The following is a 26393-nucleotide window of genomic DNA, read 5'->3' as shown; positions in this document are numbered from 1 at the left end:
ACATTGTGCAATAATGGCCGTTCCACAGACAGCGAAGGGCCAGCATGCAAGCCGACACCGCGCAAACGGTACTGGAGTCGTCCACCAACCGCAGCACCGGCTATGCGCGCATCGCGGCCGGCTTGCTGCAAGGGCTGGGCGTGTACCTGCTCCATCTGTCCTTCGTCAGCAAGGCCTGGCCCGCCACCTCCCCCTTGCTGTTCTTCCCGCTGCTGATGGCCTGCGTGCTGCTGCCGGTCCTGCTGATTTCGGGCCTGGGCCACATCCGGGGCCGCAAGCTGGCGGCCTGGCTGGCGCTGGCCGCGCTCGCCGTCGTCGCCTTTGCGCTGCATGACGCGTGGCGCAACGCGGGCGCGCCGGGCTACGCCGGGCCGGAGAACCAGGTGCGCTTGCCGTCGGCGCTGGTATCGGTTTTCAGCGCGGCGTTCTGCTTTATTGCGCATTCCATGGTCAAGGCGGGCGCGCAGGAAGAGCGCTGGCTGGCCAGCTACGCGACGTATTTTGAAACCGCCTGGAAGCTGTTCATCCAGTGCGCGTTTTCCGCCATGTTTGTAGGCGCCACCTGGGCCATGCTGGCGCTGGGCTCCGAACTGTTCATGCTCGTCAAGCTGAGCTTCCTGCGCACGCTGCTTGGCAAAGCCTGGTTCATTGCGCCGGTAATGAGCTTCGCTTTCGCCTGCGCCATGCACATTACCGACGTGCGGCCCGCCATCGTGCGCGGCATCCGCACGCTGCTGCTGGTGCTCATGTCCTGGCTGCTGCCGGTGACCGTGCTGCTGCTGGGCGGCTTCCTGTGCACGCTGCCGTTCACGGGTCTGGACGCGCTGTGGAAAACCGGCCACGCCACCGCCGTCCTGCTGGGCGCGGACGCCATGCTGGTAGTGCTCATCAACGCCGCGTACCAGAACGGCGAGGTGGAGCGCAGCGTGGCGCCCGTGGTGCGCCTGGCCGCGCGCGTTGGCGCCATGCTGCTGTTGCCGGTGATGGCGATCGCCGTGTATGCGCTGGCGCTGCGGGTGGGCGACTACGGCTGGAGTTCGGACCGCATCATCGCGGCCGCCTGCCTGCTGGTGGGGGCGTTCTACGCCGTCGGCTATGCCTTCGGCGCCTGGCGGCGGGACGCATGGCTGCCCACCCTGGCCACGACCAATGTGGGCGCTGCCTGCCTGGTGCTGGCCGTGCTGTTCGCCCTGTTCACGCCGCTGGCCGACCCGGCCCGCATTTCGGTCAACAGCCAGATGGCGCGCCTGGAAAGCGGCGCAGTGAAGGCGGACAAGTTCGACTATGAATACCTGAAATTCGAAGGCGCGCGCTATGGCCGCGCCGCGCTGGAAAGCCTCAAGCTGGCCGGCGGTCCGGACGGGCCGCAAAAGCGCGCAGGCGCCGTCGCCGCGCTGGCCAAGGATTACCGCAGCTGGCGCGCCCCGGCCGAGATGGCGGTGGCGGTCGACATCAGCGCCAACCTGGCCGTGTGGCCGCAAGGCAGCCGCCTGCCGGACGGCTTCCCGCTGCGAAGCTGGACCGCGCGCAACCTGCACGGCGCCCTTGCGCCGAGCTGCCTGCGCGAGCAGGGCGCCCATTGCGACGCCTTTGTACTGGACCTGACCGGCGACGGCAAGCCCGAGGTCGTGGTGGTGGGCACGGAACTGTCCGACAGCTCGGCGGTGCTGGGCGAGCAGGACGGCAAGTGGGAGCAGGTCGGCAGCCTGCCATACGCCCTGGCCGGCTGCGCACCCTTGCTGGCCAAGCTCAAGGCGGGCGAAGTCCGGGCGGTGGCCAAGCCCATGATGGACCTGGAAGTGGGCGGCCAGCGCATTGTGGCCAACCCAACCAGGCTGGAACGCACGAAACTCTGCAGTGCAACCCCTGAACCGCTGCCGCATTGATACGCTGATCCGGTGCGCGCAGGCCGTGCGCACCGCCGCCGCGCATAGGCGTAATATGGATAGCCCCGCTACCTGAGGAGGCAATATGGCCAGCATCCAGCAAATCGTACCCTGCCTGTGGTTTGACTCGCAGGCGGAAGACGCCGCCAAATTCTATATTGGCATCTTCGATAATTCCAAAATCACGCAGATTACGCACTACACCGAGGCCGGCAAGGATATCCACGGCCGCCAGCCCGGTTCCGTGCTGACGGTGTCGTTCTCGCTGAACGGCACGGAATTCACCGCCATGAACGGCGGTCCGCTGTTCAAGTTCAGTGAAGCCATTTCGTTCCAGGTGATGTGCGAGAGCCAGCAGGAAGTGGACCGCTACTGGCTGCACCTGGGCGAGGGCGGCGACCCGGCCGCGCAGCAGTGCGGCTGGCTGAAGGATAAATTTGGCTTGTCCTGGCAGGTGGTGCCGCGCGTGATGATGGAAATGATACGGGAGCATGGCTCCGCCAAAACCGAGCGCGTCATGGCCGCCATGATGCAAATGAAGAAGCTCGACATCGCCGCGCTGCAGCGCGCCTACGCGGGCTGATATTGACCGCACTATCCTGGAGGAGACATGCCATGCAAGCGCAACCCCTGATCGCGGTGAGCGACGTGGAAGCCAGCAGCCGCTGGTATCAAACCGTGCTGGGCGCCCGCAGCGCCCACGGCGGCAAGGACTACGAACAGCTGATGTTCGGCGAGCGCCTTATCCTGCAGCTGCATCGCTGGGAGGCGCACGGCCACGCCCACATGGGCGACCCGGAAAAGCGGCCCTACGGCAACGGCGTGCTGCTGTGGTTCCACACCGAAGACTTCGACGAAGCGGTGGAGCGCGCCGCCTCCATCTCCGCCGTGGTGCTGGACGGTCCGCGCGAAAACACCAACGCCTCCCACCGCGAAATCTGGCTGCGCGACCCGGACGGCTATGTGGTCGTCATCGCCGGGCCGTATGGTGACACGGGCATGTAGTCAGCTTTTGAACTGGGCCGCCAGGAAGTCGATGAAGGCGCGCAGTTTGGCGGGCTGGTGCTGGCGGCTGGGGTAGTAGGCGTACAGGTCGGCCGAGGGCAGGGCGTAGTCGGGCAGCACTACTTGCAGGCGGCCGCTGTCCAGGTATTTCGCCAGGTCCCACTCGGAGCGCAGCAGGATGCCGTGGCCGTCCAGCGCCCAGCCCAGCACCACGTCGCCGTCGTTGCTGGACAGCCCGCCGCGCACCTTGACCGACTCGGTCTTGCGGCCTTTGCTCAGGCGCCAGGTGGCGTAGGCGTCGTCGTTCTGGCGGTGCAGGATGCAGCGGTGCTGCGCCAGGTCCTGCGGCGCGGCCGGTGCGCCTGCGCGTTTCAGGTAGGCCGGCGAAGCGCACAGGAAGCGCCGGTTGGACATGATCTTGCGCGCGCTCAGCCGCGTATCGGGCAGCTCGCCGAAGCGGATGCCGAGGTCATACGCTTCCTCCACCAGATTGATGGCGCGGTCCGTCAGCTGCAGCTGTACGTCCACCTCCGGATACGCCTGCGCAAAGGCGGACACCAGCGGCGCGATGGCGGTGCGGCCGAAGCCCAGCGTGGCGTTCACGCGCAGCAGGCCTTTCGGCGCGGCGCGGCTGCTGGACACCGACTCCTCCATGGCGCGGATATCGGCCAGGATCTGCGTGGCCTGCGCCAGATAGGTTTCGCCCTCGCTGGTCAGGCTGATGCGCCGCGTGGTGCGGTTCACCAGCCGCACGCCGAGGCGCTGCTCCATCAGCATCAGCCGCTTGGTGGCGGCCGGCGGCGTGATGGCCAGTTCGCGCGCCGTGGCCGACAGGCTGCCCAGCTTGGCCAGCAGCACGAAAAAGCCCAGTTCGGAAGTGTCGCTTTTCACTTTAAGTAAATAATAATGTGAATAATGATGAATTATAGCGCTACTGTTTAAGGCTATGCTGGTGTCATTCCCAACCAGGAGACTTAGCATGAAAATCGTCAGCATCCTCGAAAAGACCCTGCCCATCAGCTCCCCGATCCGCAACGCCTACATCGACTTCAGCAAAATGACCTTGAGCCTGGTGGCCGTGGTCACGGACGTGATCCGCGACGGCAAGCCGGTCATCGGCTACGGCTTCAACTCCAACGGCCGCTACGGCCAGGGCATGCTGATGCGCGAGCGTTTCATTCCGCGCATCCTGGAGGCCGATCCGGCCACGCTGGTCAGCGACGACGGCAGCAACCTCGATCCGCACAAGATCTGGAACTGCATGTACACCAACGAGAAACCGGGCGGCCACGGCGAGCGCTCGGTCGCCATCGGCACCATCGACATGGCGATCTGGGACGCGGTGGCCAAGATCGCCAACAAGCCCTTGTACCAGCTGCTGGCCGAGCGCTACGGCAACGGCACGCCGGACAAGAAGGTGTTTGTGTACGCGGCGGGCGGCTACTACTATCCGGGCCAAAGCCACGACGCGCTGAAGGACGAGATGCGCAGCTATATCGACCGCGGCTACACGGTGGTGAAGAAAAAGATAGGCGGCGCCTCGCTGGACGAGGACCTGCGCCGCATCGATTCCATCCTGAGCGTGCTGGGCGACGGCCAGAAGCTGGCGGTGGACGCCAACGGCCGCTTCGACCTGGACACCGCCATCGCCTATGCGAAAGCGCTCAAGCAGTACGACCTGTTCTGGTACGAGGAAGCGGGCGATCCGCTGGACTTCGAACTGCAGGCAACGCTGCGCAGCTACTACGACAAGCCGATGGCCACCGGCGAGAACCTGTTCTCGATGCAGGACGCGCGCAACCTGATCCGCTACGGCGGCATGCGTCCGGACCGCGACTGGCTGCAGTTCGACTGCGCGCTGAGCTACGGTCTGGTGGAGTATCTGCGCACGCTGGACATGCTGCACGAACACGGCTGGTCGCGCACGCGCTGCATTCCGCACGGCGGGCACCAGATGTCGCTGAATATCGCGGCGGGGCTGGGGCTGGGGGGGAATGAGTCTTATCCGGACCTGTTCCAGCCTTTCGGCGGCTTCCCGGATGGCGTGAGCGTGGACCAGGGCTACATCACCATGCCGGATTTGCCGGGCATCGGCTTCGAGGGCAAGTCCAACCTGTACGCGGAGATGCGGGCGCTGAGCGGGCAGTGACGGCGCTTGGCGGCTTACGCGGCCTCGTCCCGCGCCGAGCCGCACCAGACCTGCTGCGCCACGCGCATCATGTTGCGTCCCATGACCATCTCGATTTCGCTGCCCGACATGCCCAGCTTGCGCAGTTCCGGCGCTATGGCGCGCCATACGCTGGGCGACGTGAAGGTGGGCGGCGTGTCGATGCGGTAGCCGGCGGAGGCGGGCCACCAGTGCGAGGGATCGAAGTCGCCGGGCGGCGTGTCGTCCAGGTCCTTCTGCTGGAAGCAGATGTCGGTGCCTATGCCCACGTGCGCCACGCCCGCCAGTTCTGCAATGTAGGCCACGTGGCGCGCCACGTCCGCCGCCGCTGGATTGGCGCTGCCGAGGAACCAGGACACGCCGGACACGCACACCACGCCGCCGGTGCCGGCGCAGGCGAGTATCTGCTCGTCGGTCGCGTTGCGGCCGTGCGGCACCAGGCCGTAGGCGTTGGCGTGGCTGAAAATCACCGGCTTGGACGACGCGGCCATGATGTCCAGCGTGCTGCGCAAGCCCGTGTGGGCGCAGTCCATCAGCACGCCGGCGTCGTTCACCGCCTGCACCATGCGGTGGCCCAGCTGCGTGAGGCCGTAGGCCGTGTCGTGGCAGCCGCCGGCCACGCTGTTGTTGCGGTTGTAGGCGAAGTGGATCTGGCGCACGCCCAGCTGCGCGTACAGCGCCACCATGTCCGGCTGGTCCAGCAGCGGCATGGACCCTTCCAGGTCGAAGGAGATGGCCATCTTGCCGTCGGCGGCGGCCTGGATGATGTCGTCCACGGTGGACACCAGCACATAGCGCTCCGGTTCGGAGGCAATGGTGGCGCGGTAGCCGGCGATGACGGACATCACCTGCGAGACAGGATTCATGTCGGCGCCCACGTTCAGCGACACGTAATTAACGCCTGCGGAGCGCAGCTGCGCCACCGGCGCGAAGTCGGCTTGCGGATGCTGCGGCAGGCAAATGTGGGCGTCCCAGTTGATCATTGAAGGTGCGGTTGATTGTTTTTAACTTGGTAATATTCCCATGAATACAAGTTCGCGGCAACCTGCAAATTGGCGCGGGCTGCGGCGGATGGCGTATACTGTCCGGTTCTCCACGCCATTCACTCCAGGTATACATGTCCTTTTCCTCGCTAGGCCTCGCGCCTTCGCTGCTCAACGCCGTCACTGAAATTGGCTACACCGAGCCGACCGCCATCCAGACCGCCGCCATTCCCGCCGCCCTGCGCGGCGAAGACGTGCTGGGTTCCGCGCAGACCGGCTCCGGCAAGACCGCCGCTTTCGCGCTGCCGATGCTGAACGCGCTGCTGGCAAAGCGCGGCGCGCAGGCGGGCAAGGACGGCGCACGCGGCCTGCACGGCCTGGTGCTGGTGCCCACGCGCGAGCTGGCGGCCCAGGTGGGCGAGGCGATCCGCGTGCTGGTGCAGCATCTGCCGGTGCCGCTGAAGGTGTCCATCGTGTTTGGCGGCGTATCCATCAACCCGCAGATGATGGCGCTGCGCGGCGGTGCGGACATCGTGGTGGCTACGCCGGGCCGCCTGCTGGACCTGATCGACCACAACGCGCTGGATATTTCATCCACCGCCACGCTGGTGCTGGACGAGGCGGACCGCCTGCTGGACATGGGCTTTACCGAGGAGATAGGCCGCATCCTGGCGCTGCTGCCTGCGCGCCGCCAGAACCTGTTCTTCTCGGCCACCTTCCCGAGCGCGGTGCAGACGCTGGCGCACCACCTGCTGCGCAATCCTGTGCGGGTGGAGGCGGCGTCCGCGCCGCAGCATGAACCGGACATTGCGCAGCGTGCCATCGAAGTGGACGCGGTGCGCCGCCAGGTGCTGCTCAAGCACCTGATCAAGGAGAACAAGTGGAACCGGGTGCTGGTGTTCGTGGCGACCAAGTACGCCTCCGAGCACGTGTCGGAGAAACTGCGCCGCAACGGCATCCGCGCGGAAGCGTTCCACGGCGATTTCAGCCAGGGCGCGCGCACGGAGGTGCTGGCCGACTTCAAGAATGCGCGCCTGCAGGTGCTGGTGGCCACGGACGTGGCGGCGCGCGGGATTGATATCGCGGAGCTGCCGGTGGTGGTGAACTTTGATTTGCCGCGCGCGCCGGCGGAGTACACGCACCGCATCGGCCGCACCGGACGCGCCGGCAAGAGCGGGATTGCGGTGAGTTTCGTGAGCGCGGATACGGAGGCGCATTTCCGGCTGATTGAAAACAAGCTGGGGATACGTGTGCCGCGCGAGCAGGTTGAAGGGTTTGAGCCTACCGAGGCGGCGCCCGTGCCGCACCCAGCCACCGATACCGTCAACGGCGGCATCAAGGGCAAGCGCAAGAGCAAGAAGGACAAGCTGCGTGAAGCGGCGGCTGCGGCCGCGTCAGAGTAGTCCCCGCCAAGCGCCGCCGGTGACTATTCGGAGGCGAGGGCGATGCGCCTGCGCAGCCGCGCCGCCTCGGCCGCGTCTCCCGCCTTCTCGGCGCGCATGGCCTGCACATTGAGCCAGGCCAGCAGCGGCCGCCGCCAACCCTGCTCGGACGCGGTATCCACCGCCGCCGCTATCACCTGCGGCGTCGCTCGGTTGGCCCGGAACACTGCTCCCGCCGCCACCAGCCGCGACAGCGGGTCCTTGATCGCCACCACCGCCGCGCCAGCCGCCGCGTCGCTCGCTGCGGCGGCCACTGCGCGATGCTGCTCCGGCAAGCGTCCCGCTTCGGACGGCGCCAGGCGGCCCGCAAGATACGCCGCGTACTCGATATCCGCCCCCGACGCATCATGCGCATACTTCTGGAAACCCGCGCATTCCTCCAGCACCAGCGACGCCACCCGCGTGGCGCAGCGCGCCAGCTCGGCGCGCATGGCCAGCTCGATGTTGCCGGTGCTGCCGATCTGGCTGCGCACCCGCGCGAACTCGCTTTCCTCCACGCTGTCCTTGCCGCTCAGGTAGGCCGACGCGGCGCGTTCCAGAGAACTGTGCGCGTTCATTTTCCAGTCCGGCACCGGCGGCGCGCTGCCGCAGGCGGCCAGCAGCACGGCGGCCGTGGTGGATGCAGCGGCAGCAGCGGCGGCGCGCAGGCGCGCTGTAGTCGTCTTCTTCATGGCAGCTTGATCTCCGTGTCGCGCTTGAACGGCCATTTGCGGTTGATTTCATTGACCAGCTGCTCGATCTTGCGCAGGTTGGCGTCCACGTCGGCGCGCAGCGCGCCCAGGTCCTGCGTGGCGACGCGCGCGTTCGCGCCCACCGCCTGCGCCTCGGCCAGCACCGCGTCGAGTTTCTTCAAACTTGTTCGCGCGTCCCCCAGCAGGCCGTTCATCTGCTTCACCGCCGCTTGCGCATCAGTGGCAACGCCGTCCTTGCCGAACACGCGCGCATCCGCATTGCCCACCAGCCGGTCGGCTTTGACGATCAGCGAATTGGCGTTGCGCAGCAGTTCCTGCGCTTTCTTGTCCTCGCCCGCGATAAAGCCCATCGCCCCGCCAGGGCCGTTCAGCCGCTCCGTCACGCCGCGCACGTTTTCCAGGCTGGCGCCCAGCGCGGAATCCGCTGCGGTGAGGTTGGTCACGTTCTGCAGCAGCTCCTTGGCCGCGTTCAGCAGGCGCGGGATCTCGGCCGCCACGTCGCCCACCAGCATCTCTCGCTCGGCGCCGTCCGGCAGCGGCGGGTCGGCCGGGATGCCGCTGAAGGCGCGCAGCTTGGCGCCGCCTACCAGGCCGCGCTCCAGCGTGAAGATGCTGCTGGTGCGCAGCCAGTGCGCGTCCTTGGTCGGGATGTCGATCAGCACGCGCGCCTTGGCGTCCTTGCCCAGTTCTATGCGCTGCACGCGGCCAACCGGGAAGCCCGCGAAGGTCACGTCCATGCCCACGCTGACGCCTTCCGAATCGTCGGCGGTCAGCACCAGCCGCTGCGTGGCTTCGAACGCGCCGCGCGCATACAGCAGGTAGATGGCGGTGCCCGCCACCAGCACAAACATCAATACCAGCAGCAGGGCCGCCTTCAGTTCGGCGTTGCGGACGGGGGAGGCTTCTGGAGCCGGTGTGGGTTCGGTCATGATGGTTCGGGGTTCAGTAGTAGTTGCCCACCAGGGAGGCGGCTTCGATCAGCAGCAGCACGGAGAACATGCGCACTATGTCCGACAGGCCGTGCACATGGCGCAGCCGGCGCGAGCCGATATGGAAGGACGAGGCCAGCGGGATCAGGCCCACGGCCAGGCTGAAGAAAATAATCTTGAGCACCAGGATCAGCGTGACGGCGGGGTTGAATATCTGTCCCACCACGCGGGTGTAGCCTTGCAGCGCATACGGCGTGAAGCCGTAGATGGCGAGGTAGGCCAGCACCAGCGTGAGCACGCAGCTGACGGCGCCCAGCAGCCACACCGAGAACATGCCCGCCACCGCGCGCGGAAAGAATTCGTCGCGCAGGCCGGCCGTGCCGCTCAGCGCCTTCCTGCCGCTGGCCGCCGTGCGCATCTGCGCAAACTCCACGCCGGCCGGCAGGGTGCTGCGCAGGGCCACGAACAGCGCCGTGATGAGCGGGATCAGTTCCAGCACCAGCACCCGCACCACCATCTCCAGCGCGTAGCGCGACAGGCCGTAGCTCTGCGACGTCACCACCACGATGCGGATGATGACAAGGCTGATCAGCGCGGACACCAGCGTGAACCAGGGCAGATGCGGCGCGCTGCCGAGCACCAGCTGGCGCGCCAGGGCGGGGCGGTGGCGCGCGTTGTAGCTGGACGGGGTGAGCGCGAGCGTGGCCACCAGCACGCTGAAGTGCAGCAGCTGCCACCAGCTTGCGATCCAGTCCATGGCCCAGTTCTGCATGTCGCGCAGCGGGGCCAGCAAAGATGCCTGTGTAGTCATCTTGCCATCTTAGCATTCGGCGCTATTTGGAGGGGAACGATTCAATAATGGCGTCCGCCGCCGCGCGCACGCGGGCGGTGCGGTTCAAATCGCTGTGCATCACCAGGTAGACCTCGTAGCTTTGCTCGCGCTCGGGCCAGATGCGCACCAGCTCCGGCGTGGTGGCGGCAATGTGGGTGGCCAGTTCGCCTATGCCCAGGCCGGCCTTCACGGCTTCGTGCAGCACCAGGCCGGTGTTCACCTCCATCGCCACGCGTGCGTTGGCCACCGGCTCGCCGCACAGCTTCTCCGCATGGCGCGGCGCCACGCTGTGCTGGTAGATCACGATGTCGTGTCCGGCCAGCGCGTTGCCCGGCGTGGGCATGCCGTGTTTTTTCAGGTAGGCCTTGGACGCGTACAGGCCCAGCGTGCGGCGCGTGAGGTGGCGCGAGATCAGGTCCGGGCTGTCCGGCCGCACGGTGCGGATGGCCAGGTCGGCCTCGCGCCGGGTCAGGCTGGAAAGCTGGGTGGAGGCGGTCAGCACGATGCGGATGTCCGGGTGGCGCTGGTGCAGGCGCTGCATGGCTTCCACCACGAAGTGCGCGGCCATGGTGTCCGAGGTGGCCACGCGGATGGTGCCGGACAGGCGGTTGTCTATGCCCTGCATCTCGCGCTGCAGGCGGTCGGCGGCGGTTTCCATTTGCTCGGCGGCGCTGGCGGCCAGGTCGCCGGCCGGCGTGGCCACATAGCCGCCGGGCGTGCGCAGGAACAGCCTGGCGTTGAGGGACTTCTCCATGGCGGCCAGGCGCCGGCCCACCGTGGCCTGGTCGATGTCGAGCTGCGCCGCCGCGCCGCGCAGCGTGCCGGCGCGGTGGATGGCGAGGAAGATGCGGGCGTTGTCCCAGTCCATAGTGTTGGTGCATGCATTTTTGCATTGGAGTGCTGATGTTATGCGTGTTTACTGCATCATGCAAGCGGCCTACGATGCAGGAAATGTGTAAATGGAGTACTTCATGACGAATTATTCAAGCAGGGCCGCATCCCCCATGCCCCAGGCGCAAGCCGCCGCGCCGCCGGCAGGCACGCTCACGCTGCTCACCCTGGCCATCGGCTTCGTGATGGCGATGGTGGACCTCACCGCCGTCAACACTGCACTGTCGGACATTGCGCGCGACCTGGCGGTGCCGGTGTCCGGCCTGGTGTGGGTGGTGGACGGCTACACGCTGACCTTTGCCGCCTTGCTGCTGGCGGGCGGCGCGCTGGGCGACCGCATGGGCGCGCGCCGCGCCTATATCACCGGCCTGGCCGTCTTCCTGTTCGGCTCCATCCTGTGCGCCGTGGCGCCCGGCGGCGGCGCGCTGACGGCGGCGCGATTGCTGCAAGGCGCGGGCGCCGCGCTGTTCCTGCCCAATTCCCTCAGCCTGCTGACCCACACCTTTGAAGACGACAAGGTGCGCGCGCGCATGGTGGGCACCTGGTCGGCCATGGTGGGCGCATCGTCCGCCATCGGGCCGCTGGTGGGCGGCATACTGGTGCATCAATTCGGCTGGCGCAGCGTATTTTGGGTCAACGTGCCATTGGGCCTGCTGGGCATGGCGCTGGCGTACCGGCTGATCCCCGTGGTGGCGCCGCAGCCACGGCCGCTGTCCTTCGTCAGCCACGGGCTGGGCGTGCTGGCGCTGGCCGCGCTGAGTTTCGTGCTGATCGAAGGCCCGGTGCTGGGCTGGACCTCGGCGCCGCTGCTGGCGGGCATGGCGGCCACGCTGGCCGCCGCCGCGCTGCTGGTGCGGCGCGAACGGCGCATAGAACATCCCATCCTGCCGCGCGCCTTGCTGGCCAACGGCAGCTTCGCGGCGGCCAACGCCACCGGTTTCCTGATCAATATGGCGGCCTTCGGCCAGCTGTTCCTGCTCAGCCTTTACGTGCAGGCGCGCGGCGCCGACGCGCTGCACACCGGCTACACGCTGCTGCCCATGATGGCGGCGTTCACGATAGGGAATTTCTCGTCCGGACGCATCTCGGCGCGGGTGGGCCTGCGCCTGCCGCTGCTGTGCGGGCTGGCGGTGGGGGCGGCCATGGGCGCGGTGCTGCTGGCGCTGGCCTGGTGGCTGCCGGCCATGCCGATGGCGCTGATGCTGGCCGTGATTGTGCTGATGAACGTGGCGGTCGGCGTGGCGATACCGGCCATGACGGCGACCGTGATGCAGGTGGCGGGCAAAGCCTACTCCAACAGCGCCGCCGCCGCGCTGAACGCCAACCGGCAGATAGGCGCGCTGGTCGGCGTGGCGCTGATGGGCACCGTGATCCATGCGCTGCCCGCCTGGAGCGCGCGCCTGCCGCTGGCGTTCGGCGTGGCGGCGCTGGCGTTTGCCGCCGCAGCGGCGCTGGTGCGCCGCCACGTACACCTGCGCCGCTAAGGTGCGCGAAGCAGGCTAGCCGGGAGTCAGCCCTGCCTGCTGCGCCATTCGATCATCTCGGCGATGGTCAGGATGGGCATGCCGTGCAGCTCGGCGAAGCGTTCGATGTCCGCGCCGCGCATCATGGTGCCGTCCGGGTTCATCAGCTCGCAAAGCACGGCCGACGGGTTCAGGCCCGCCATCATGGCCAGGTCCACCGAGCCTTCGGTGTGGCCTTTGCGCGCCAGCACGCCGCCCGGCGTGGCGCGCAGCGGGAACACGTGGCCGGGCCGCACCACGTCCTGCGGTTTGGCGCCCGCCGCCGTGGCAGCGCGGATGGTGGTGACGCGGTCGGCGGCGGACACGCCCGTGGTCACGCCGTGGCGCGCTTCGATCGACACCGTGAACGGTGTGCCGTAGCGGCTGCCGTTGTCCGGCGCCATGGGCGGCAGCTCCAGCTCGCGCACCTTGTCGGCGGTCAGGCACAGGCAGACGATGCCGCTGCACTCCCGTATCATCAGCGCCATGGTTTCGACGGTGAGCTTGTCGGCCGCCACGATCAGGTCCGCTTCGTTTTCGCGGTCGAAATCGTCCAGCAAAATGACAGGCACGCCCGCGCGCATGGCCGCCAGCGCGGACTGGATGCGGCCTTCGAGGTCGGGGCTGGAGAGGGTGTATCGGCTTACTTCTTGATTGACTTGCATGGGTGAAACGCTCCTCGCATAAGTTGGCGAAAAACGCATCAGGGCAAGCGACGACGCGCGGCTGCCCGTCTCGATCGCTCGATAGGGAAGCCGCGTTGCAGCGCACATCTTCTTTCATCCGGACTATGACCGTCGGCCCTGGAATTGCACCAGATCTGCTGACCTTGCGTGAGCAAGCGCTCGCGGGCTTGACCGTTGCCGGTTTTACCGCCGGTGGGGAATTTCGCCCCGCCCCGAAGACGTATTGGTTAATGCCTCTACAATGAGACGCAGCGATTGTAGCCCAATCGCGCCAACTTCGTGTATTGTGGCAACTTATTTAATATCATCCTTATAAGTATGATTATTTTGAAATTGGCCGCTGCAGCCGTCTTCCTGGGCTGCTCGCTGCCCGCGCTGGCCGCAATCGATCCTGCCGCGCCCTTGCCGATGGCGCGCGACATCAAGGTCGGCAAGCTGGCCAACGGCTTTACCTACTACATCAAACAGAACGCCAAGCCGGAGAATCGGCTGGAACTGCGCCTGGTGGTGAAAGCCGGTTCGCTGCTGGAGGACGACGACCAGCGCGGCCTGGCCCACGTGACCGAACACATGGCCTTCAACGGTTCAACGCATTTCAAGCGCCACGAACTGACCTCCTACCTGCAGTCCATCGGCGTGAAATTCGGCGCGGACCTGAACGCCTACACCGGCTTTGACGAAACGGTCTACATCCTTCCGCTGCCGCTCGGTAAAAAGGAAGACTTGGACAAGGGTTTCCAGGTGCTGGAGGACTGGGCGCACGGCCTGGCGCTCAACGACGCCGACATTGAAAGCGAGCGCGCCATCGTGCTGGAGGAGCTGCGCCTGCGCGGCGGAACCAGGAACACCAAGGACCTGTACGCCAAGCGCTTCAACAACCCGCGCTACGGCGAGCGGCTGCCCATCGGCACCGTCGAGTCGCTGCATGCCTTCGCGCCGGACGCGGTCAAGCGCTTTTACCGCGACTGGTACCGGCCGGACCTGATGGCCGTGATCGTGGTGGGCGACATCGATCCGGCCGAGGCGGAACGGCTGGTGAACAAACACTTCGGCAAGATGGCCGGGCCGGCCGTGCCGCGTCCCCGCAGCTACGCGGAGATTCCGCCCTATGCCGCCAACGACGCGCTGGTGCAGCGCTACAATGAATCTCCCAGCAACACGGTGACCATCACTTATCCGGCCGAGCCCCACCGTCCGGACAACACCATGGCCGGCTACCGCGCGCAGCTGATCGAGCGGCTGTACACGTCCATGCTGTCGCTGCGGCTGGCGGAGCTGGCGCAAAGCGCCAATCCTCCTTTCATCCAGGGCAGCAGCTCGCGCAGCACCATAGCGCCCGGCTACCGCATGTTCCAGTCGAATGCGGTGCTCGGCAAGGGCGGCGCCCAGCCGGCGGTGACGGCGCTGATACAGGAGAACGAACGCGCGCGCCGCCACGGTTTCACGGCGGCGGAACTGGAGCGCGCCCGCAAGAGTTTGATGAGCGCGGCCGAAGTGCGCTACCGCGAGCGCGACACCATCAACTCGGCCAGCGTGGCCGTCCCGTTGATACGTTCCTTCCTGCTGGGCGAAGCGCTGCCCGGGCCGGCCTACGAGTATGAATTCCTGAAAGAGCTGCTGCCCGCCGTCACGCTGGAAGAGGTGAACAGCGCAGCGGCCAAGGCGCTGCCGTCGGGCCAGCCCAAGCTGGCCGTCTACGGCGGCAGCGATCGCGGCGAGGTGCGGGCGCCGTCGCGTGACGCGCTGCTGGCGGCAGCCGCAGCGGCCGAGGCCACGCCGCTGCCGCCGCTGGTGGAGAAGGTCTACGGCGCCAGCCTGATGGACACGCTGCCCACACCGGGCAGCATCGTCAAGGAGACCGTGAACCAGGCCATGGGCATTACCGAGCTAAGCTTGAGCAATGGCGTGCGCGTGGTGCTGAAGCCGACCAGCTTCAAGACCCAGCAAGTGCTGATGGGCGGCTTCCGTCCCGGCGGCCAGTCGCTGTACGACGCCGCCGACCTGCACAGCGCGCGCCTGGCCAGCAGCATCGTCGCGCAGATGGGATTGATGGATTACGCGCCGTTGGAACTGGGCAAGGTCCTGGCGGGCAAGACCGTGCAGGCCGCCGTGAACATCGGCGAGCTGTATGAAAATGTGAGCGCCAGCGCCGGCACTGCGGAGGTGGAAACCATGCTGCAGCTGGTGCACCTGCGCTTCACCCGCCCGCGCAAGGACGAGAACCTGTTCGCCTCCTACATCGCCAAGCAGCGCGAACTGGCGACGGCCAGGGCCGCCACTTCCGATGCGGTGTTCGGCGACAAGATCACCGGCGCCATGTATAACGACCATCCGCTGCTGGCGCGCCTGATGCAGCCGGCGGACTACGACAAGCTCAAACTGGACCGCGTGGCGCAGATCTACCAGGAGCGTTTTTCCAGCGCCAAGGACTTCACCTTTGTGCTGGTGGGCAGCTTCGAGGTGGACAAGCTCAAGCCGCTGCTGGCCACCTACCTGGGCAGCCTGCCCGTGGCCGACATTCCCACCGCCTTCCGCGACCGCGGCGTGCGCCCGGCGACGGGCCTGATCAAGACCGACATCTACCGCGGCTCCGAGAAAGGAAGCCGGGTCAACCTGCGCTTCACCAGCGAGGCGCCGTACTCGGAGGACGAGGCGTTGCGGGTGCGCGCGCTGGCCGAAGTACTCAACATCAAGCTGGTCGACGTGCTGCGCGAGGAGAAGGGGCTGCTCTACGCCGGCAGCTTCACCGGCAAGATGAGCAAGCAGCCCTACGGCCAGGTGGCTTTCAGCGCCAATCTGCCGTGCGCGTCCACCAGCGTGCCCAAGGTGATTGCCGTCACCATGGACCTGCTGAAGAAGATGCAGGACCAGGGGCCCGACCCGGCCGACCTGGCCAAGGTGAAGGCCAACTGGAACCTGTCCTACCGCAGGGCCTTGCAGGACAATGCCTTCTGGCTCAATGGCCTGCAGGGCGCCTATGCCAACGGCAGCGATCCCGCCATCCTGCTGCGCGACGAGCAGCGCATCGCGGCGCTCACGCCGGAAAGCCTGCAGGAGGTAGCCAAGCGCTACATCAAATTCGACAATTACGTGCAGGCCGTCCTGCACCCGGAAACCAAGTGAAGAAAGCGGAAACCCCATGAGTGTTATGACTATGCGTGTCCTGTCCGCCGCCGTGCTGCTTAGCTGCGCGCTGGTGGCCCAGGCCGAAATCGATCTGTCGGCCCAGCTGCCGATGGCGCCGGAAGTCAAGGTTGGCAAGCTGGCCAACGGCCTGACCTACTACATCAAGAAGAACGCCAAGCCGGAGCAGAAGCTGGAGCTGCGTCTGGTGGTGAAAGCCGGTTCCATCCTGGAGGACGACGACCAGCGCGGCCTGGCGCACTTCACCGAGCACATGGCCTTCAACGGCTCCACCAATTTCAAGCGCCACGAGCTGGTCTCCTATCTGCAGTCGATAGGCGTGAAATTCGGCGCCGACCTGAACGCTTACACCAGCTTCGACGAAACCGTCTACATGCTGCCCATCCCCACCGCGAAGAAGGAGAACATCGAGACCGGCTTCAAGGTGCTGCAGGACTGGGCCGGCGGCCTGTCGCTGAACGATGCCGACATCGACAGCGAACGCGGCATCGTGCTGGAGGAAATGCGCATCGGGAAGGGCCTGGGCGACCGCATGAACAAGGCGCTCATGCCCCGGCTGTTCAACGGCTCGCGCTACGCCGAGCGGCTGCCTATCGGCCTGGAAGACACGCTGAAGAACTTCAAGCCGGAAGCCATCAAGCGCTTCTACCATGACTGGTACCGCCCGGACCTGATGGCCGTGATCGTAGTGGGCGACATCGAGCCTGCGGAAGCGGAAAAGCTGGTGCAGAGCCATTTCGGCCAGCTGAAAAATCCCGAGCAGCCGCGCCCGCGCACCTATGCGCCCATCCAGTCGCGCGCCTATTCCGAATCGCTGGTGTTCCTGGACAAGGAGTCGCCGGCCAATATGCTCTACATCCGCTACGCCATCGAACCGTACAAGGAGCACACCGACTTTGCCGGCTACCGCCGTAAGCTGGTGGAGGGCATGGTGATGGCCATGCTGGGCCAGCGCATGAACGAGCTGACGCAGCAGGCCGAACCGCCCTTTATCCAGGGCGGCGGCGCGATGGGCAAGGTGGCGCACGGCTACCAGTCCTTCAGCGCGCTGGCCGTACTGGGCAAGGGCGGCCCGCAGCCCGCCATCAGCGCGCTGGTGCAGGAGAGCGAGCGCGCGCGCCAGTTCGGCTTCACCGCGTCGGAACTGGAGCGCATCAAGAAGGGCATGCTGCGCCAGGTGGAGCGCGTGTACAACGAGCGCGACAAGTCCGAATCGGCCACCTTCGCGGCCGAGTACTCGCGCAACTTCCTGGTCAACGAATCCATGCCGGGCATCGCCAACGAATACGCCTACACCACCGAGCTGGTGCCGGGCATCACGCTGGAGGAGGTGAACGCCGCCGCGCGCAAGCTGCTGCCGGCCGACCAGCACAAGCTGGTGGTCTATATGGGCAATGAGAAGTCCGACCAGCCGGCGCCGAAAGGCGAGGAACTGCTGGCCGCCGTCAACGCGGCCGAGATGGTGGCGGTGAAGGCGCAGGCCGAGAAGGTCTACGCCACCAGCCTGATGGACAAGCCGCCCAAGGCCGGCACCATCGTCAAGGAGACCGTCAACAAGGCGCTGGGCCTGACCGAGCTCACGCTGAGCAATGGCGTGAAGGTGGTGCTCAAGCCCACCGACTTCAAGAACGACCAGGTGCTGATGGGCGCGCACCGCTTCGGCGGGCAGTCGCTGTACGATGCCAAGGACATGTTCAACGCACGCTACGCCAGCACCATCGTGGCGCAAATGGGCCTGCTCGGCTATACGCCCACCGACATGCAGAAGATCCTGGCCGGGAAGACCGCCGTCTCCGGCGCCAGCATCGCCAGCCTGTCCGAAGGCCTGCGCGGCAGCTCCGGCAGCAACGACGTGGAAACCATGCTGCAGCTGGCGCACCTGGAATTCACCCAGCCGCGCAAGGACGAGGCGCTGTACACGTCCTTTATCGGCAAGCAGCGCGAGCTGGCGCGCAACGCGCTGCTGACGCCGGAAGCGGTGTTTGCCGACACGCTGTCGGCCACGCTGTACGGCAACCACCCGCTGGCGCCGCGCGCGCCGCGCGTGGAAGACTTCGACCAGATCCAGCTGGACCGCGTGATGGAGATCTACAAGCAGCGCTTCGCCAGCGCCAAGGGCTTCACCTTCTACCTGGTTGGCAGTTTCGACGTGGCCAGGATCAAGCCGCTGATCGCCACCTACCTGGCCAGCCTGCCGGCGCCGGCCATTGTGGCCGACTACAAGGACCCGGGCATCCGTCCCGTGAAGGGCGTGGTGAAGCAGGAGGTGTACAAGGGGGCGGAGCAGAAGAGCACCGTGGCGCTGGTGTTTACCGGCGAAGCCAAGTACACCGAAGAAGCGCAGATGCAGATGCAGGCCATGCTGGAAGTGCTCAACATCAAACTGATTGAAACCCTGCGCGAGAAGATGGGCGTGATCTACGGCGGCCACATTGGCGGCGGCTTGAGCAAGCGTCCGTATGGCTCTTACCAGATCCAGACTTCGCTGCCGTGCGCGCCGCAGAACACCGGCAAGGTGATCGCCGCCACCATGGAGCTGATCCGCAAGATGCAGGACGAAGGTCCGGACCCGGCCGACCTGGCCAAGGTAAAGGAGAACTGGAACACCAGCCACCGCAAGGCGCTGCGCGAGAACGGCTACTGGCTGAGCCGCCTGCAGGGCGCGGCCGTGAACGGCACCGATCCGGCTGCGGCCATCCTGAAATACGAGCAGCGCGTGGCGGCCATCAAGCCGGCGGACCTGCAGGCTGCGGCCAAGCGCTACTTCAATATGGAGAACTACCTGCAGATGGTGCTGTACCCGGAAGCGAAGTAAGCGCGCTCCATGCTGCTACACTGTAGGCTGGCATTCAATACCGTAACAGTGAAGGTGTAACAAGCATGGCAAAGAAAAAAGAAGAGCTGGACGAAGAAACCCTGGCGCTGATTCACTGGTGCATAGAAGTGGAGGGTTTTCTGGTGCAGGGCGGCGCCACCGTGGAACAGGCGCAGGAACACATCGAAGAACAGATCGAATGGTTCACCGACCAGTTCTATGACGGCCTGACGCCGGAAGAAGCGGCCAAGGAGGCGCTGGCCTAGGCCGGATCTTCATTCCCCGCGATGGCAGCAGACGCACAGTTTGTTGCCATCCAGCCCGCCCGAGGCCGGCTGTCATCCCTGAATTTCTGCACCAGCCCCAGCTCGGCCATCAGCGCCGTGTAGAACGCGTGCGCGCGTCCGAATTCGGTCACTCCCACAAAAACATGCGACAACATAGGCACTCCTTCAGGCAAAACGTGGCGTAAGATATAACAGATAATCTGCCCACCCCAGGATGAGAGATGGCTGACACAGCAAACACGGCTGGCACTGCGGACGCGCGCTGCGTCGCTGACCTGCCCGGCCCCAAAGGCCTGCCGCTGCTGGGCAACCTGCGCCAGATCCAGCCCGGCCGCTTCCACCGCAATATGGAAGACTGGGCGCGCGAGTTCGGCCCCATCTACCGCTTCACCATGGTGCGGCGCAGCTTCGTGGTGGTGGCCGACCGTGGCCTGATCGCCGGCATCCTGCGCGACCGGCCGGACACCTTCCGCCGCTCCACGCGCACCGCGCGCATGCTGGAGGAAGCCGGCACGCGCGGCCTGTTCACCGCCGAGGGCGAGGAGTGGCGCCGCCAGCGCAAGCTGGCCATGCGCGCGCTCACGCCGGAAGTGGTGCACCGCTTCTTCCCCACGCTGGCCATGATGACCGAGCGCCTGTGCCTGCGCTGGAAGGCCGCGCTGGCCGCCGGGCGCGCGGTGGACGTGCTGCGCGACCTGAAGGCCTACACGCTGGATGTCACCATAGGCCTGGCCATGGGGCAGGACATCAACACGCTGGAGCACGAGGACAACCCGCTGCAGCGCGATATTGAATTCATCTTCAAGCGCGTGGCGCGCCGCCTGGTCACGCCGGTGGAATACTGGAAGCTGTTCAAGCTGCCGGTGGACCGCGAGGCCGATGCCGCCGCCGCGCGCATCCATACTTCCATTGAAGGCTTCATCGCGCAGACCCGCGCGCGCATGGAGGCCGATCCCGCCTTGCGCACCAAGCCTTCCAATATGCTCGAAGCGCTGGTGGCCGCGCGCGACGAGGCCGGCTCCGGCTTCACCGACAGCGCCGTGATCGGCAACGCCATCACCATGGTGTTCGCCGGCGAGGACACCACCTCCAACACGGTGGCCTGGCTGCTCAACCTGCTGCCGCAGTCGCCAGCCGCCGTGGCCCGCGCCGCAGCGGAGGCGGACAGCCTGCTGGGGCCGGACACGGTGGCGCGCGACCCGCATCTGCTCGAACGCATGGCCTACCTGGACGCCGCCACGCAGGAGGCCATGCGTTTGAAGCCGGTGGCGCCTTTCATGGCGGCCGAAAGCAATGTGGATACCTTGATTGGCGGCGTGCAGATCCCGCCCGGTACGGTGGTCTTCCTGCTGCTGCGCCAGGCGGCGGAGCGCGACGGCGGCTTTGCCGAGCCGGACATCTTCCTGCCCGAGCGCTGGCTGGCCGGCGCGGACGGCGGCGCAGATTCCGCCGCCGCCTCCGTGTCCGACCCTGCGCGCAAGATATTTCCCTTTGGCGGCGGGCCGCGCTTCTGCCCGGGCCGCTACCTGGCGATGGCCGAGATCAAAATGGCCATGTCCATGATCCTGCACAACTTCGATTTCACGCTGCGGGAAGGCGCGCCCCCAGTGGAAGAATGCTTCACCTTCACCATGACGCCGAGCGCCTTGCCCCTGCTGTTGCGCGCACGCGGCGCGTGAACGGCCGCGCCGCATTTTTTTGACAACGTAGCCAAAAAACCATGCTAGGCTTGCGGCTTCGGCAACAGCCGGCCTATAAAAACCACGACAGCAGGAGACCCCATGCTCAAGAAAATCGCCATCGCCATTACCGCCATCATCGTCATCATCCTCGGCCTGGCGCTGGCGCAGCCCAACAGCTTCACCGTTACGCGCAGCATCACCATCAAAGCCGCACCGGACAAGATCTATCCCCTGATCAGCGACTTCCACAACTGGAGCAGCTGGTCGCCGTGGGAGCACCTGGACCCGAAAATGGTGCGTACCTTCAGCGGCGCGCCTACCGGCGTGGGCGCCGTGTACGGCTGGGAAGGCAACGACCAGGTGGGCGCCGGCCGCATGGAGATCACCGGCGCCGCCGCGCCGAGCAAGATCGACATCAAGCTCGACTTCCTGAAGCCGTTCGAGTCGCACAACACCACCGTGTTCACGCTGGAACCCAAGGGCGACAGCACCGCCGTGGTGTGGACCATGTCCGGCCCCAGCGCCTTCATCACCAAGCTGATGGGCGTGTTCGTCAGCATGGACAAAATGGTCGGCCCGGACTTTGAAAAAGGCCTGGCCAGCATGAAAGCGGTGGCGGAGAAGTAAAACGCGCTTTGCCGGGCCGGGATATACTGGGCGCATCCAACGCCAGACGCGGAGGTTCGCCATGTATATCCTGAGCCGGCTTGTACGCCTGATGATAGTGGCTTGCGCCCTATGCGGCGCGGCGGCGGGCAACGCCGCCCCCGTGCGCGACGACCACCCCATAGTCGGCACCTGGCGCTTCGTGCTGCCGGACGGCTCCTGCCAGGAAATCTACCGCATGCGCGCGGACGGCACGGCGCTGATCACCAGCGCATCGGAAGTGGCCGAAACCGAATTCCTCATCGACGACCAGCCCGACAAGAACGGCTTCTACAAGACCTCCGACAAGATCGTCAAAGACAACGGCAAGAAAGATTGTTCGGGGCAAGTGGCGCAAGTAGGGCAGGCGGTGTCGAGCTTCATCCTGTTCCACCATTCCGGCAATATGTTCCTCATGTGCCTGCAGGCCAGCATGGACGCCTGCCTCGGCCCCTTCGTCCGCGTGCGCGGCGCCGAAACCTAATCGAGCGCGCGCCACGCCCCAGGATTCACCCCGGCCCACTCGCGAAACGCATGATTGAACGCGCTCTGCTCCTGATACCCGAGCAGAAACGCAATATCCACCAAGCTCAGGCCCGGCTGCCGCAAGTACTCCCTGGCCAGCGCGAAGCGCGTCTGGTCCAGCACCTGCTGGAAATTCACGCCCGCATCGCTCAGCTTGCGCTGCAAGGTGCGCGGCGACAGCCCCAGCTCCTGCGCCACCGGCGCCAGCCGCGCCTGCCCCTGCGGCAGGCCGCGCACAATCGCATCCCGCACCTGCGCCGCGATGCCCGCATCGGCCTGCGCGCGCTGCTGCAGCAACTGCTCCGCATGCTGGCGCAGCACCGGATACATGCCCACGTCCGCATTCGGCACCGGCCAGGCCAGCAGCTGCGCGTCAAAGCTGGCCACGTTGGCCGCCGCGCCGAACTGCGGCAGCGCGCCGAACACGCGCAGATACTCGCCGTGCAGCGAGGCGCCGCCGCCGTCATGCATCAGCTCCAGCCGCGCCGGCGGCAGCTGCGTCCCCGCCAGCCAGTTCCCGAACACGCGTATGCCCGCGAACACGCTGTCCGCCAGATGCCTGCTTGCGCCGGGAAAGCGGCTGTGCCAGGTGTAGCGCGCCAGGCCGCCGTCCACCTCCAGGCTGGAGCGGCCCAGGTCGTGCGCCAGCTGTTCATAGCGTATGGTCTGCTCGAAAGCATGGCCGAAATCGCGGCAGCTCAGCAGGATCAGGCCGTACACGCTGTAGGTGCCCAGCTTGACGCGCTCGCCCACGTGCAGGCCGAAATGCGCATCGTCCGCCAGCGCGGCGGCGGCGTCCAGCAGGCGCACATAGCCGGCGGCCGGGAATGACTCCGGCAGCGGCTCCAGCGCGCCCGCCGCCAAACCCGCCGCTTGCTCCAGCGCCTGCACCGCCACGCCGCGCGCCGCCGCAGCCTCCAGCAGCGGCTGCAGATAAGAGCCGGCTACGCGGCCGTGGTTGGCATAATTGAACAAGGCGTGTGTCATGAAAGCGCAATACCGGGGGCGGGTTTAGTCTTATTCTCTAGTTATCATTTGGCCAGGTGCGCCAGTATAGCAAGCGGAGAAAAAAACATGAGACGTTGGAATGGCTGGGGCGACGATGCGGTCAACTTTGCGCTGGAGGCGGACGCGCTGGCCTTCCTGGCCCAGCGCATAGGCGCGGGTAAGGGCAGGGAGGACGCCACCTTCGAGCAAGCCTGCGATGCGCTGCCCCCGCCGCGCCTGCCCCACCACAGGCTGATAGAGACCAGCGCGCCGGTCCGCCTGCGCAACGCGCTCGGGCAAAGCCTGCCGGACTGGCTGAAGCTGCGCTATGGCCGCATCGGCGCCGCACCCGACGGCGTGGCCTTTCCGGAAAGCGTGGAGGACGTGCGCGAGCTGCTGGACTACGCGCAGCGCTGCGGCGCGGCCGTGGTTCCGCACGGCGGCGGCACCAGCGTGGCCGGGCATCTCACGGCGGGCGAGGGCGCGCAGGCCACGCTGGCGGTGAACCTCACGCGCCTGTGCCGCATGGCGCACCTGGACCGCGTCTCGCAGTTGGCCACCTTCGGCGCGGGCGTGTACGGGCCGGACCTGGAAGCGCAGCTGCGCGCGCACGGCTACACGCTGGGCCACTATCCGCAGTCCTTCGAGTACTCCACGCTGGGCGGCTGGATCGTCACGCGCTCTTCGGGCCAGCAGTCGCTGCGCTACGGACGCATAGAGCAGATGTTCGCAGGCGGCACGGTGGAAACGCCGGTGGGCAGGCTGGAGATTCCCACCTTCCCCGCATCGGCGGCAGGCACGGACCTGCGCGAGATTGTGCTGGGATCGGAAGGGCGTGTCGGCATCCTGACCGAGGCGGTGGTGCGCGTATCGCCGCTGCCCGCATACGAAGCGTTCCATGCCGTGTTCTTCCCGGACTGGGTGAGCGCGGAGGCGGCGGTGCGCGAACTGGCGCAGTCCAGGCTGGGCTTGTCCATGCTGCGCCTGTCGAACGCGCTGGAGACCACCACCATGCTGGCGCTGGCCGGCCACAAGAAACTGATAGGACTGCTGGAAGGCTGGCTGTCGCTGCGCGGCTGCAAGGACGGCAAGTGCATGCTGATGCTGGGCGCCAGCGGCGCCAGGCCGCAGGCAAAGGCCGCCATAGCCGCCGCGCTGCGTCTGGCGCGCGGCCACGGCGGCGTGCATGTGGGCCGCAAGATGGGCGACAAATGGAAGCAGAACCGCTTCCGCAATGTCTACCTGCGCAACGCTGCGTGGGAGCACGGCTATGTGATCGACACGGTGGAGACGGCCGTGGACTGGCCGCTGGTGGAGAGCACCATGCGCGCGATGGAAGCGGCCGCCGCCAAGGCGCTCGCGCAGCATGGCGAGCAGGTGCACGCCTACACCCACCTGTCGCACCTGTATGCGCAGGGCGCCAGCGTGTACAGCACCTTTGTGTACCGGCTGGCGGGCGACTACGACGAAGACATGGCGCGCTGGCGCTCGCTCAAGCAGGCGGTCAGTCTGGCGATCGTGAACAGCGGCGGCACCATCAGCCACCAGCACGGCGTGGGCAGCGACCACGCGCCCTACCTGGCGGCGGAAAAAGGCGCGGCGGGCATCGCCGCCATGGAGGCGATATTCCGCCACTTCGACCCGCAGGGCATTATGAACCCCGGCAAGCTGCTGCCGGCGGCCAAGCCATGAGCGCGGGCGCGAGCGAGGCCACTCCTGCGCCGCACTGGCAGCCCGGCGGGCGCGCGGCGCTTGCCGGACTGCTTGCGCGCGACTGGGACTTGCTGATAATCGGCGGCGGCATCACCGGCGCGGGCATCCTGCTGGAAGCCTCGCGGCGCGGCCTGAAAGCGCTGCTGGTGGAGCAGCGTGACTTCGCATGGGGCACGTCTAGCCGCTCCTCCAAGCTGGTGCATGGCGGCTTGCGCTATCTGAAGGAAGGCAAGTTCTCGCTCACCCGCGAGTCCGTGCACGAGCGCGAAAGCCTGCTGCGCGAAGCGGCCGGACTGGTGGAGCCGCAGAGCTTTGCCTTTGGCGACTACCAAGGCCGCAAGCCCGGCCGCCGCGCCTTTCTCGCCGGCTTGGCCATCTACGACTACATGGCGGGCCAGCGCGCCCGCCACTACTACCCGCGCGCCGAATTCCTGGCCATGGCCCCGCACATCAGCACCGAAGGCCTGCGCGGCGGCATGTGCTACAGCGACGCCAAGACGGACGACGCCCGCCTTGTCATGCGCGTGCTGCAGGAAGCCCAGTCGCTGGGCGGAGCCGCGTTCAACTACCTGTCCGTGCAAAGCCTGCTGCGCAGCGAAGACGGCAAGGTGTGCGGCGCGCGCCTGCTCGACGCACCTGCCGGCACGGCCCATGAAGTGCGCGCGCGCGTCGTCGTCAGCGCCACCGGGGCCTGGGCCGACGCGCTGCGCGCCAGCGGCGGCAAGCGATTGCGTCCGCTGCGCGGCAGCCACCTGGTGCTGCCCGCATGGCGCCTGCCGCTGGCCCAGGCCGTCAGCCTGATGCACCCGGCCGACGGCCGCCCCGTGTTCGCCTTCCCATGGGAGAGCGTCATCCTGGCCGGCACAACGGACGTGGACCACCGCGAAGACATGAACTTCGAAGCATCGATCACGCGCGGCGAAGTGGACTACCTGATGGCCGCCTTGCGCAGCCAGTTCCCGCAACTGGACCTGCGGGAAAGCGACATCCTCGCCACCTACGCCGGCGTGCGCCCCGTGATCGACAGCGGCCAGACCGACCCGTCGAAGGAAACCCGCGAGCATGCGCTCTGGCTGGAAGACGGCCTGCTCACCGTCACCGGCGGCAAGCTCACCACTTTCCGCGTGATCGCGCTGGATGCGCTGCGCGCCGCCGCGCCCATGCTGCCCGGCTGGCATGCGGACCTGGCGCCGCAGTCCATCTTCCCGCCCACCGCCGCACTGCGTCGCGGACAAGGCCTGCCCGCAGGCCAGGCCGAACGCCTGCAAGGCCGCTACGGCGCCAGCGCGCAGGCGCTGATCGATTGCGCGCTCGAGGGCGAACTCGATCTCATTCCCGGCACCGCCAGCATCTGGGCGCAGCTGCGCTGGGCCGCGCGGCACGAAGCCGTGCAGCGCCTGGAAGACCTGCTGCTGCGCCGCCTGCGCATAGGCCTGCAGCTCAAGGGCGGCGGCGCCGCCATCCTTCCGCGCGTGCGCGCCATCTGCCAGCCGGAACTGGGCTGGGACGACGCCCGCTGGGATGCCGAACAGGCCGCCTATCTGGCATTATTGAACACTCACTACAGCTTGCCCGCATAA

Annotated in this window: 23 protein-coding genes and 1 riboswitch; of the genes, 14 read left to right on the top strand and 9 right to left on the bottom strand. The window is 66.7% G+C overall.

Annotation, left to right across the window (positions count from 1 at the left end; genetic code table 11):
• Positions 1–44: 44 nt before the first annotated feature.
• The 3 genes from AC07S4_RS24095 (at position 45) to AC07S4_RS24085 (ending at position 2891) form a co-directional block, all read left to right on the top strand.
• Positions 45–1886: a DUF4153 domain-containing protein gene (locus AC07S4_RS24095; RefSeq protein ID WP_494989021.1), complete on the top strand. Its 1842-nt coding sequence runs from the start codon at positions 45–47 to the stop codon at positions 1884–1886.
• Positions 1887–1971: 85 nt separating this feature from the next.
• Positions 1972–2469, top strand: a complete 498-nt coding sequence (locus AC07S4_RS24090) for a VOC family protein (RefSeq protein ID WP_494989020.1) — start codon at positions 1972–1974, stop codon at positions 2467–2469.
• A gap of 32 nt (positions 2470–2501) precedes the next feature.
• The gene (locus tag AC07S4_RS24085) at positions 2502–2891 is read left to right on the top strand and encodes a VOC family protein (RefSeq protein ID WP_161073047.1); all 390 of its coding nucleotides are present in this window, start codon (positions 2502–2504) and stop codon (positions 2889–2891) included.
• On the opposite strand, the gene AC07S4_RS24080 is transcribed toward AC07S4_RS24085, so the two are convergent.
• Positions 2892–3782 carry a LysR family transcriptional regulator gene (locus AC07S4_RS24080; RefSeq protein WP_494989019.1) on the bottom strand — a complete coding sequence of 297 codons (891 nt, stop codon included), beginning with the start codon at positions 3780–3782 and terminating at the stop codon, positions 2892–2894.
• A gap of 88 nt (positions 3783–3870) precedes the next feature.
• Here AC07S4_RS24080 and AC07S4_RS24075 point away from each other — a divergent pair, with 88 nt between their 5' ends.
• Complete coding sequence (locus AC07S4_RS24075) at positions 3871–5040, top strand: mandelate racemase/muconate lactonizing enzyme family protein (protein ID WP_494989018.1); 1170 nt, start codon at positions 3871–3873, stop codon at positions 5038–5040.
• A gap of 14 nt (positions 5041–5054) precedes the next feature.
• Here the strand turns inward: AC07S4_RS24075 and AC07S4_RS24070 are convergent, their stop codons facing one another.
• Positions 5055–6041 carry a dipeptidase gene (locus AC07S4_RS24070; protein WP_494989017.1) on the bottom strand — a complete coding sequence of 329 codons (987 nt, stop codon included), beginning with the start codon at positions 6039–6041 and terminating at the stop codon, positions 5055–5057.
• 134 nt (positions 6042–6175) lie between these two features.
• Between AC07S4_RS24070 and AC07S4_RS24065 the strand changes: the two genes are divergently transcribed.
• Positions 6176–7444 (top strand): DEAD/DEAH box helicase, encoded by a 1269-nt coding sequence (locus AC07S4_RS24065; protein WP_494989016.1) that lies wholly within the window; start codon positions 6176–6178, stop codon positions 7442–7444.
• A 23-nt stretch (positions 7445–7467) separates the two neighbouring features.
• Here the strand turns inward: AC07S4_RS24065 and AC07S4_RS24060 are convergent, their stop codons facing one another.
• The 4 genes from AC07S4_RS24060 to AC07S4_RS24045 are packed head-to-tail and all read right to left on the bottom strand — an operon-like array spanning position 7468 to position 10804.
• Positions 7468–8154: a hypothetical protein gene (locus AC07S4_RS24060; protein WP_494989015.1), complete on the bottom strand. Its 687-nt coding sequence runs from the start codon at positions 8152–8154 to the stop codon at positions 7468–7470.
• Positions 8151–9104: an MlaD family protein gene (locus AC07S4_RS24055; protein ID WP_494989014.1), complete on the bottom strand. Its 954-nt coding sequence runs from the start codon at positions 9102–9104 to the stop codon at positions 8151–8153. Before AC07S4_RS24055 ends, AC07S4_RS24060 begins: the two co-directional genes overlap by 4 nt.
• A gap of 13 nt (positions 9105–9117) precedes the next feature.
• Complete coding sequence (locus tag AC07S4_RS24050) at positions 9118–9915, bottom strand: MlaE family ABC transporter permease (RefSeq protein WP_494989013.1); 798 nt, start codon at positions 9913–9915, stop codon at positions 9118–9120.
• A 22-nt stretch (positions 9916–9937) separates the two neighbouring features.
• On the bottom strand, positions 9938–10804 hold the full coding sequence (locus tag AC07S4_RS24045) for a LysR family transcriptional regulator (protein ID WP_494989012.1): 867 nt from the start codon (positions 10802–10804) through the stop codon (positions 9938–9940).
• 103 nt (positions 10805–10907) lie between these two features.
• On the opposite strand from AC07S4_RS24045, the gene AC07S4_RS24040 reads away from it, so the two are divergent.
• On the top strand, positions 10908–12311 hold the full coding sequence (locus AC07S4_RS24040; RefSeq protein WP_494989011.1) for an MFS transporter: 1404 nt from the start codon (positions 10908–10910) through the stop codon (positions 12309–12311).
• Between the two features lie 26 nt (positions 12312–12337).
• On the opposite strand, the gene ribB is transcribed toward AC07S4_RS24040, so the two are convergent.
• Positions 12338–12994: a 3,4-dihydroxy-2-butanone-4-phosphate synthase gene (gene ribB / locus AC07S4_RS24035; protein ID WP_494989010.1), complete on the bottom strand. Its 657-nt coding sequence runs from the start codon at positions 12992–12994 to the stop codon at positions 12338–12340.
• A gap of 102 nt (positions 12995–13096) precedes the next feature.
• Positions 13097–13239: riboswitch (FMN riboswitch) on the bottom strand.
• A gap of 94 nt (positions 13240–13333) precedes the next feature.
• On the opposite strand from ribB, the gene AC07S4_RS24030 reads away from it, so the two are divergent.
• The 3 genes from AC07S4_RS24030 to AC07S4_RS24020 all read left to right on the top strand — a co-directional run bounded on the left by AC07S4_RS24030 (position 13334) and on the right by AC07S4_RS24020 (position 19240).
• Positions 13334–16138 carry a M16 family metallopeptidase gene (locus AC07S4_RS24030; RefSeq protein ID WP_494989009.1) on the top strand — a complete coding sequence of 935 codons (2805 nt, stop codon included), beginning with the start codon at positions 13334–13336 and terminating at the stop codon, positions 16136–16138.
• A 16-nt stretch (positions 16139–16154) separates the two neighbouring features.
• On the top strand, positions 16155–18974 hold the full coding sequence (locus AC07S4_RS24025) for a M16 family metallopeptidase (protein WP_494989008.1): 2820 nt from the start codon (positions 16155–16157) through the stop codon (positions 18972–18974).
• 65 nt (positions 18975–19039) lie between these two features.
• A complete protein-coding gene (locus AC07S4_RS24020) occupies positions 19040–19240 on the top strand; it encodes a hypothetical protein (RefSeq protein ID WP_057157919.1) in 201 nt (66 codons plus the stop codon).
• On the opposite strand, the gene AC07S4_RS24015 is transcribed toward AC07S4_RS24020, so the two are convergent.
• Positions 19237–19416: a hypothetical protein gene (locus AC07S4_RS24015; RefSeq protein WP_494989007.1), complete on the bottom strand. Its 180-nt coding sequence runs from the start codon at positions 19414–19416 to the stop codon at positions 19237–19239. The two genes, AC07S4_RS24020 and AC07S4_RS24015, sit on opposite strands and share 4 nt — an antisense overlap.
• A 66-nt stretch (positions 19417–19482) precedes the next feature.
• Between AC07S4_RS24015 and AC07S4_RS24010 the strand changes: the two genes are divergently transcribed.
• From AC07S4_RS24010 to AC07S4_RS24000, 3 genes are all read left to right on the top strand, one after another.
• A complete protein-coding gene (locus AC07S4_RS24010; protein WP_494989006.1) occupies positions 19483–20940 on the top strand; it encodes a cytochrome P450 in 1458 nt (485 codons plus the stop codon).
• A 102-nt stretch (positions 20941–21042) separates the two neighbouring features.
• Positions 21043–21570 carry an SRPBCC family protein gene (locus AC07S4_RS24005; protein WP_494989005.1) on the top strand — a complete coding sequence of 176 codons (528 nt, stop codon included), beginning with the start codon at positions 21043–21045 and terminating at the stop codon, positions 21568–21570.
• A 61-nt stretch (positions 21571–21631) separates the two neighbouring features.
• Positions 21632–22072 (top strand): hypothetical protein, encoded by a 441-nt coding sequence (locus tag AC07S4_RS24000; RefSeq protein WP_494989004.1) that lies wholly within the window; start codon positions 21632–21634, stop codon positions 22070–22072.
• Here AC07S4_RS24000 and AC07S4_RS23995 read toward each other — a convergent pair.
• Positions 22069–23100: an AraC family transcriptional regulator gene (locus AC07S4_RS23995; protein WP_494989003.1), complete on the bottom strand. Its 1032-nt coding sequence runs from the start codon at positions 23098–23100 to the stop codon at positions 22069–22071. The genes AC07S4_RS24000 and AC07S4_RS23995 overlap by 4 nt on opposite strands.
• An 87-nt stretch (positions 23101–23187) precedes the next feature.
• On the opposite strand from AC07S4_RS23995, the gene AC07S4_RS23990 reads away from it, so the two are divergent.
• Both AC07S4_RS23990 and AC07S4_RS23985 read left to right on the top strand, forming a co-directional pair.
• Positions 23188–24792 carry an FAD-binding oxidoreductase gene (locus tag AC07S4_RS23990; protein ID WP_494989002.1) on the top strand — a complete coding sequence of 535 codons (1605 nt, stop codon included), beginning with the start codon at positions 23188–23190 and terminating at the stop codon, positions 24790–24792.
• The gene (locus AC07S4_RS23985; protein ID WP_494989001.1) at positions 24789–26393 is read left to right on the top strand and encodes a glycerol-3-phosphate dehydrogenase/oxidase; all 1605 of its coding nucleotides are present in this window, start codon (positions 24789–24791) and stop codon (positions 26391–26393) included. The genes AC07S4_RS23990 and AC07S4_RS23985 overlap by 4 nt, the downstream gene beginning before the upstream one ends.

It is taken from the genome of Pseudoduganella sp. GW821-FHT05F09 (assembly GCF_059419605.1).
Note: the sequence above shows the minus strand (reverse complement) of the source record. Positions and strands in the feature narration are given on the sequence as shown.

Coding starts and splice junctions, on each gene's coding strand:
- AC07S4_RS24095 (WP_494989021.1), top strand. CDS start 45: ATGCAAGCCGACACCGCGCAAACGGTACTGGAGTCGTCCACCAACCGC.
- AC07S4_RS24090 (WP_494989020.1), top strand. CDS start 1,972: ATGGCCAGCATCCAGCAAATCGTACCCTGCCTGTGGTTTGACTCGCAG.
- AC07S4_RS24085 (WP_161073047.1), top strand. CDS start 2,502: ATGCAAGCGCAACCCCTGATCGCGGTGAGCGACGTGGAAGCCAGCAGC.
- AC07S4_RS24075 (WP_494989018.1), top strand. CDS start 3,871: ATGAAAATCGTCAGCATCCTCGAAAAGACCCTGCCCATCAGCTCCCCG.
- AC07S4_RS24070 (WP_494989017.1), bottom strand. CDS start 6,041: ATGATCAACTGGGACGCCCACATTTGCCTGCCGCAGCATCCGCAAGCC.
- AC07S4_RS24065 (WP_494989016.1), top strand. CDS start 6,176: ATGTCCTTTTCCTCGCTAGGCCTCGCGCCTTCGCTGCTCAACGCCGTC.
- AC07S4_RS24060 (WP_494989015.1), bottom strand. CDS start 8,154: ATGAAGAAGACGACTACAGCGCGCCTGCGCGCCGCCGCTGCTGCCGCT.
- AC07S4_RS24055 (WP_494989014.1), bottom strand. CDS start 9,104: ATGACCGAACCCACACCGGCTCCAGAAGCCTCCCCCGTCCGCAACGCC.
- AC07S4_RS24050 (WP_494989013.1), bottom strand. CDS start 9,915: ATGACTACACAGGCATCTTTGCTGGCCCCGCTGCGCGACATGCAGAAC.
- AC07S4_RS24045 (WP_494989012.1), bottom strand. CDS start 10,804: ATGGACTGGGACAACGCCCGCATCTTCCTCGCCATCCACCGCGCCGGC.
- AC07S4_RS24040 (WP_494989011.1), top strand. CDS start 10,908: ATGACGAATTATTCAAGCAGGGCCGCATCCCCCATGCCCCAGGCGCAA.
- ribB (WP_494989010.1), bottom strand. CDS start 12,994: ATGCAAGTCAATCAAGAAGTAAGCCGATACACCCTCTCCAGCCCCGAC.
- AC07S4_RS24030 (WP_494989009.1), top strand. CDS start 13,334: ATGATTATTTTGAAATTGGCCGCTGCAGCCGTCTTCCTGGGCTGCTCG.
- AC07S4_RS24025 (WP_494989008.1), top strand. CDS start 16,155: ATGAGTGTTATGACTATGCGTGTCCTGTCCGCCGCCGTGCTGCTTAGC.
- AC07S4_RS24020 (WP_057157919.1), top strand. CDS start 19,040: ATGGCAAAGAAAAAAGAAGAGCTGGACGAAGAAACCCTGGCGCTGATT.
- AC07S4_RS24015 (WP_494989007.1), bottom strand. CDS start 19,416: ATGTTGTCGCATGTTTTTGTGGGAGTGACCGAATTCGGACGCGCGCAC.
- AC07S4_RS24010 (WP_494989006.1), top strand. CDS start 19,483: ATGGCTGACACAGCAAACACGGCTGGCACTGCGGACGCGCGCTGCGTC.
- AC07S4_RS24005 (WP_494989005.1), top strand. CDS start 21,043: ATGCTCAAGAAAATCGCCATCGCCATTACCGCCATCATCGTCATCATC.
- AC07S4_RS24000 (WP_494989004.1), top strand. CDS start 21,632: ATGTATATCCTGAGCCGGCTTGTACGCCTGATGATAGTGGCTTGCGCC.
- AC07S4_RS23995 (WP_494989003.1), bottom strand. CDS start 23,100: ATGACACACGCCTTGTTCAATTATGCCAACCACGGCCGCGTAGCCGGC.
- AC07S4_RS23990 (WP_494989002.1), top strand. CDS start 23,188: ATGAGACGTTGGAATGGCTGGGGCGACGATGCGGTCAACTTTGCGCTG.
- AC07S4_RS23985 (WP_494989001.1), top strand. CDS start 24,789: ATGAGCGCGGGCGCGAGCGAGGCCACTCCTGCGCCGCACTGGCAGCCC.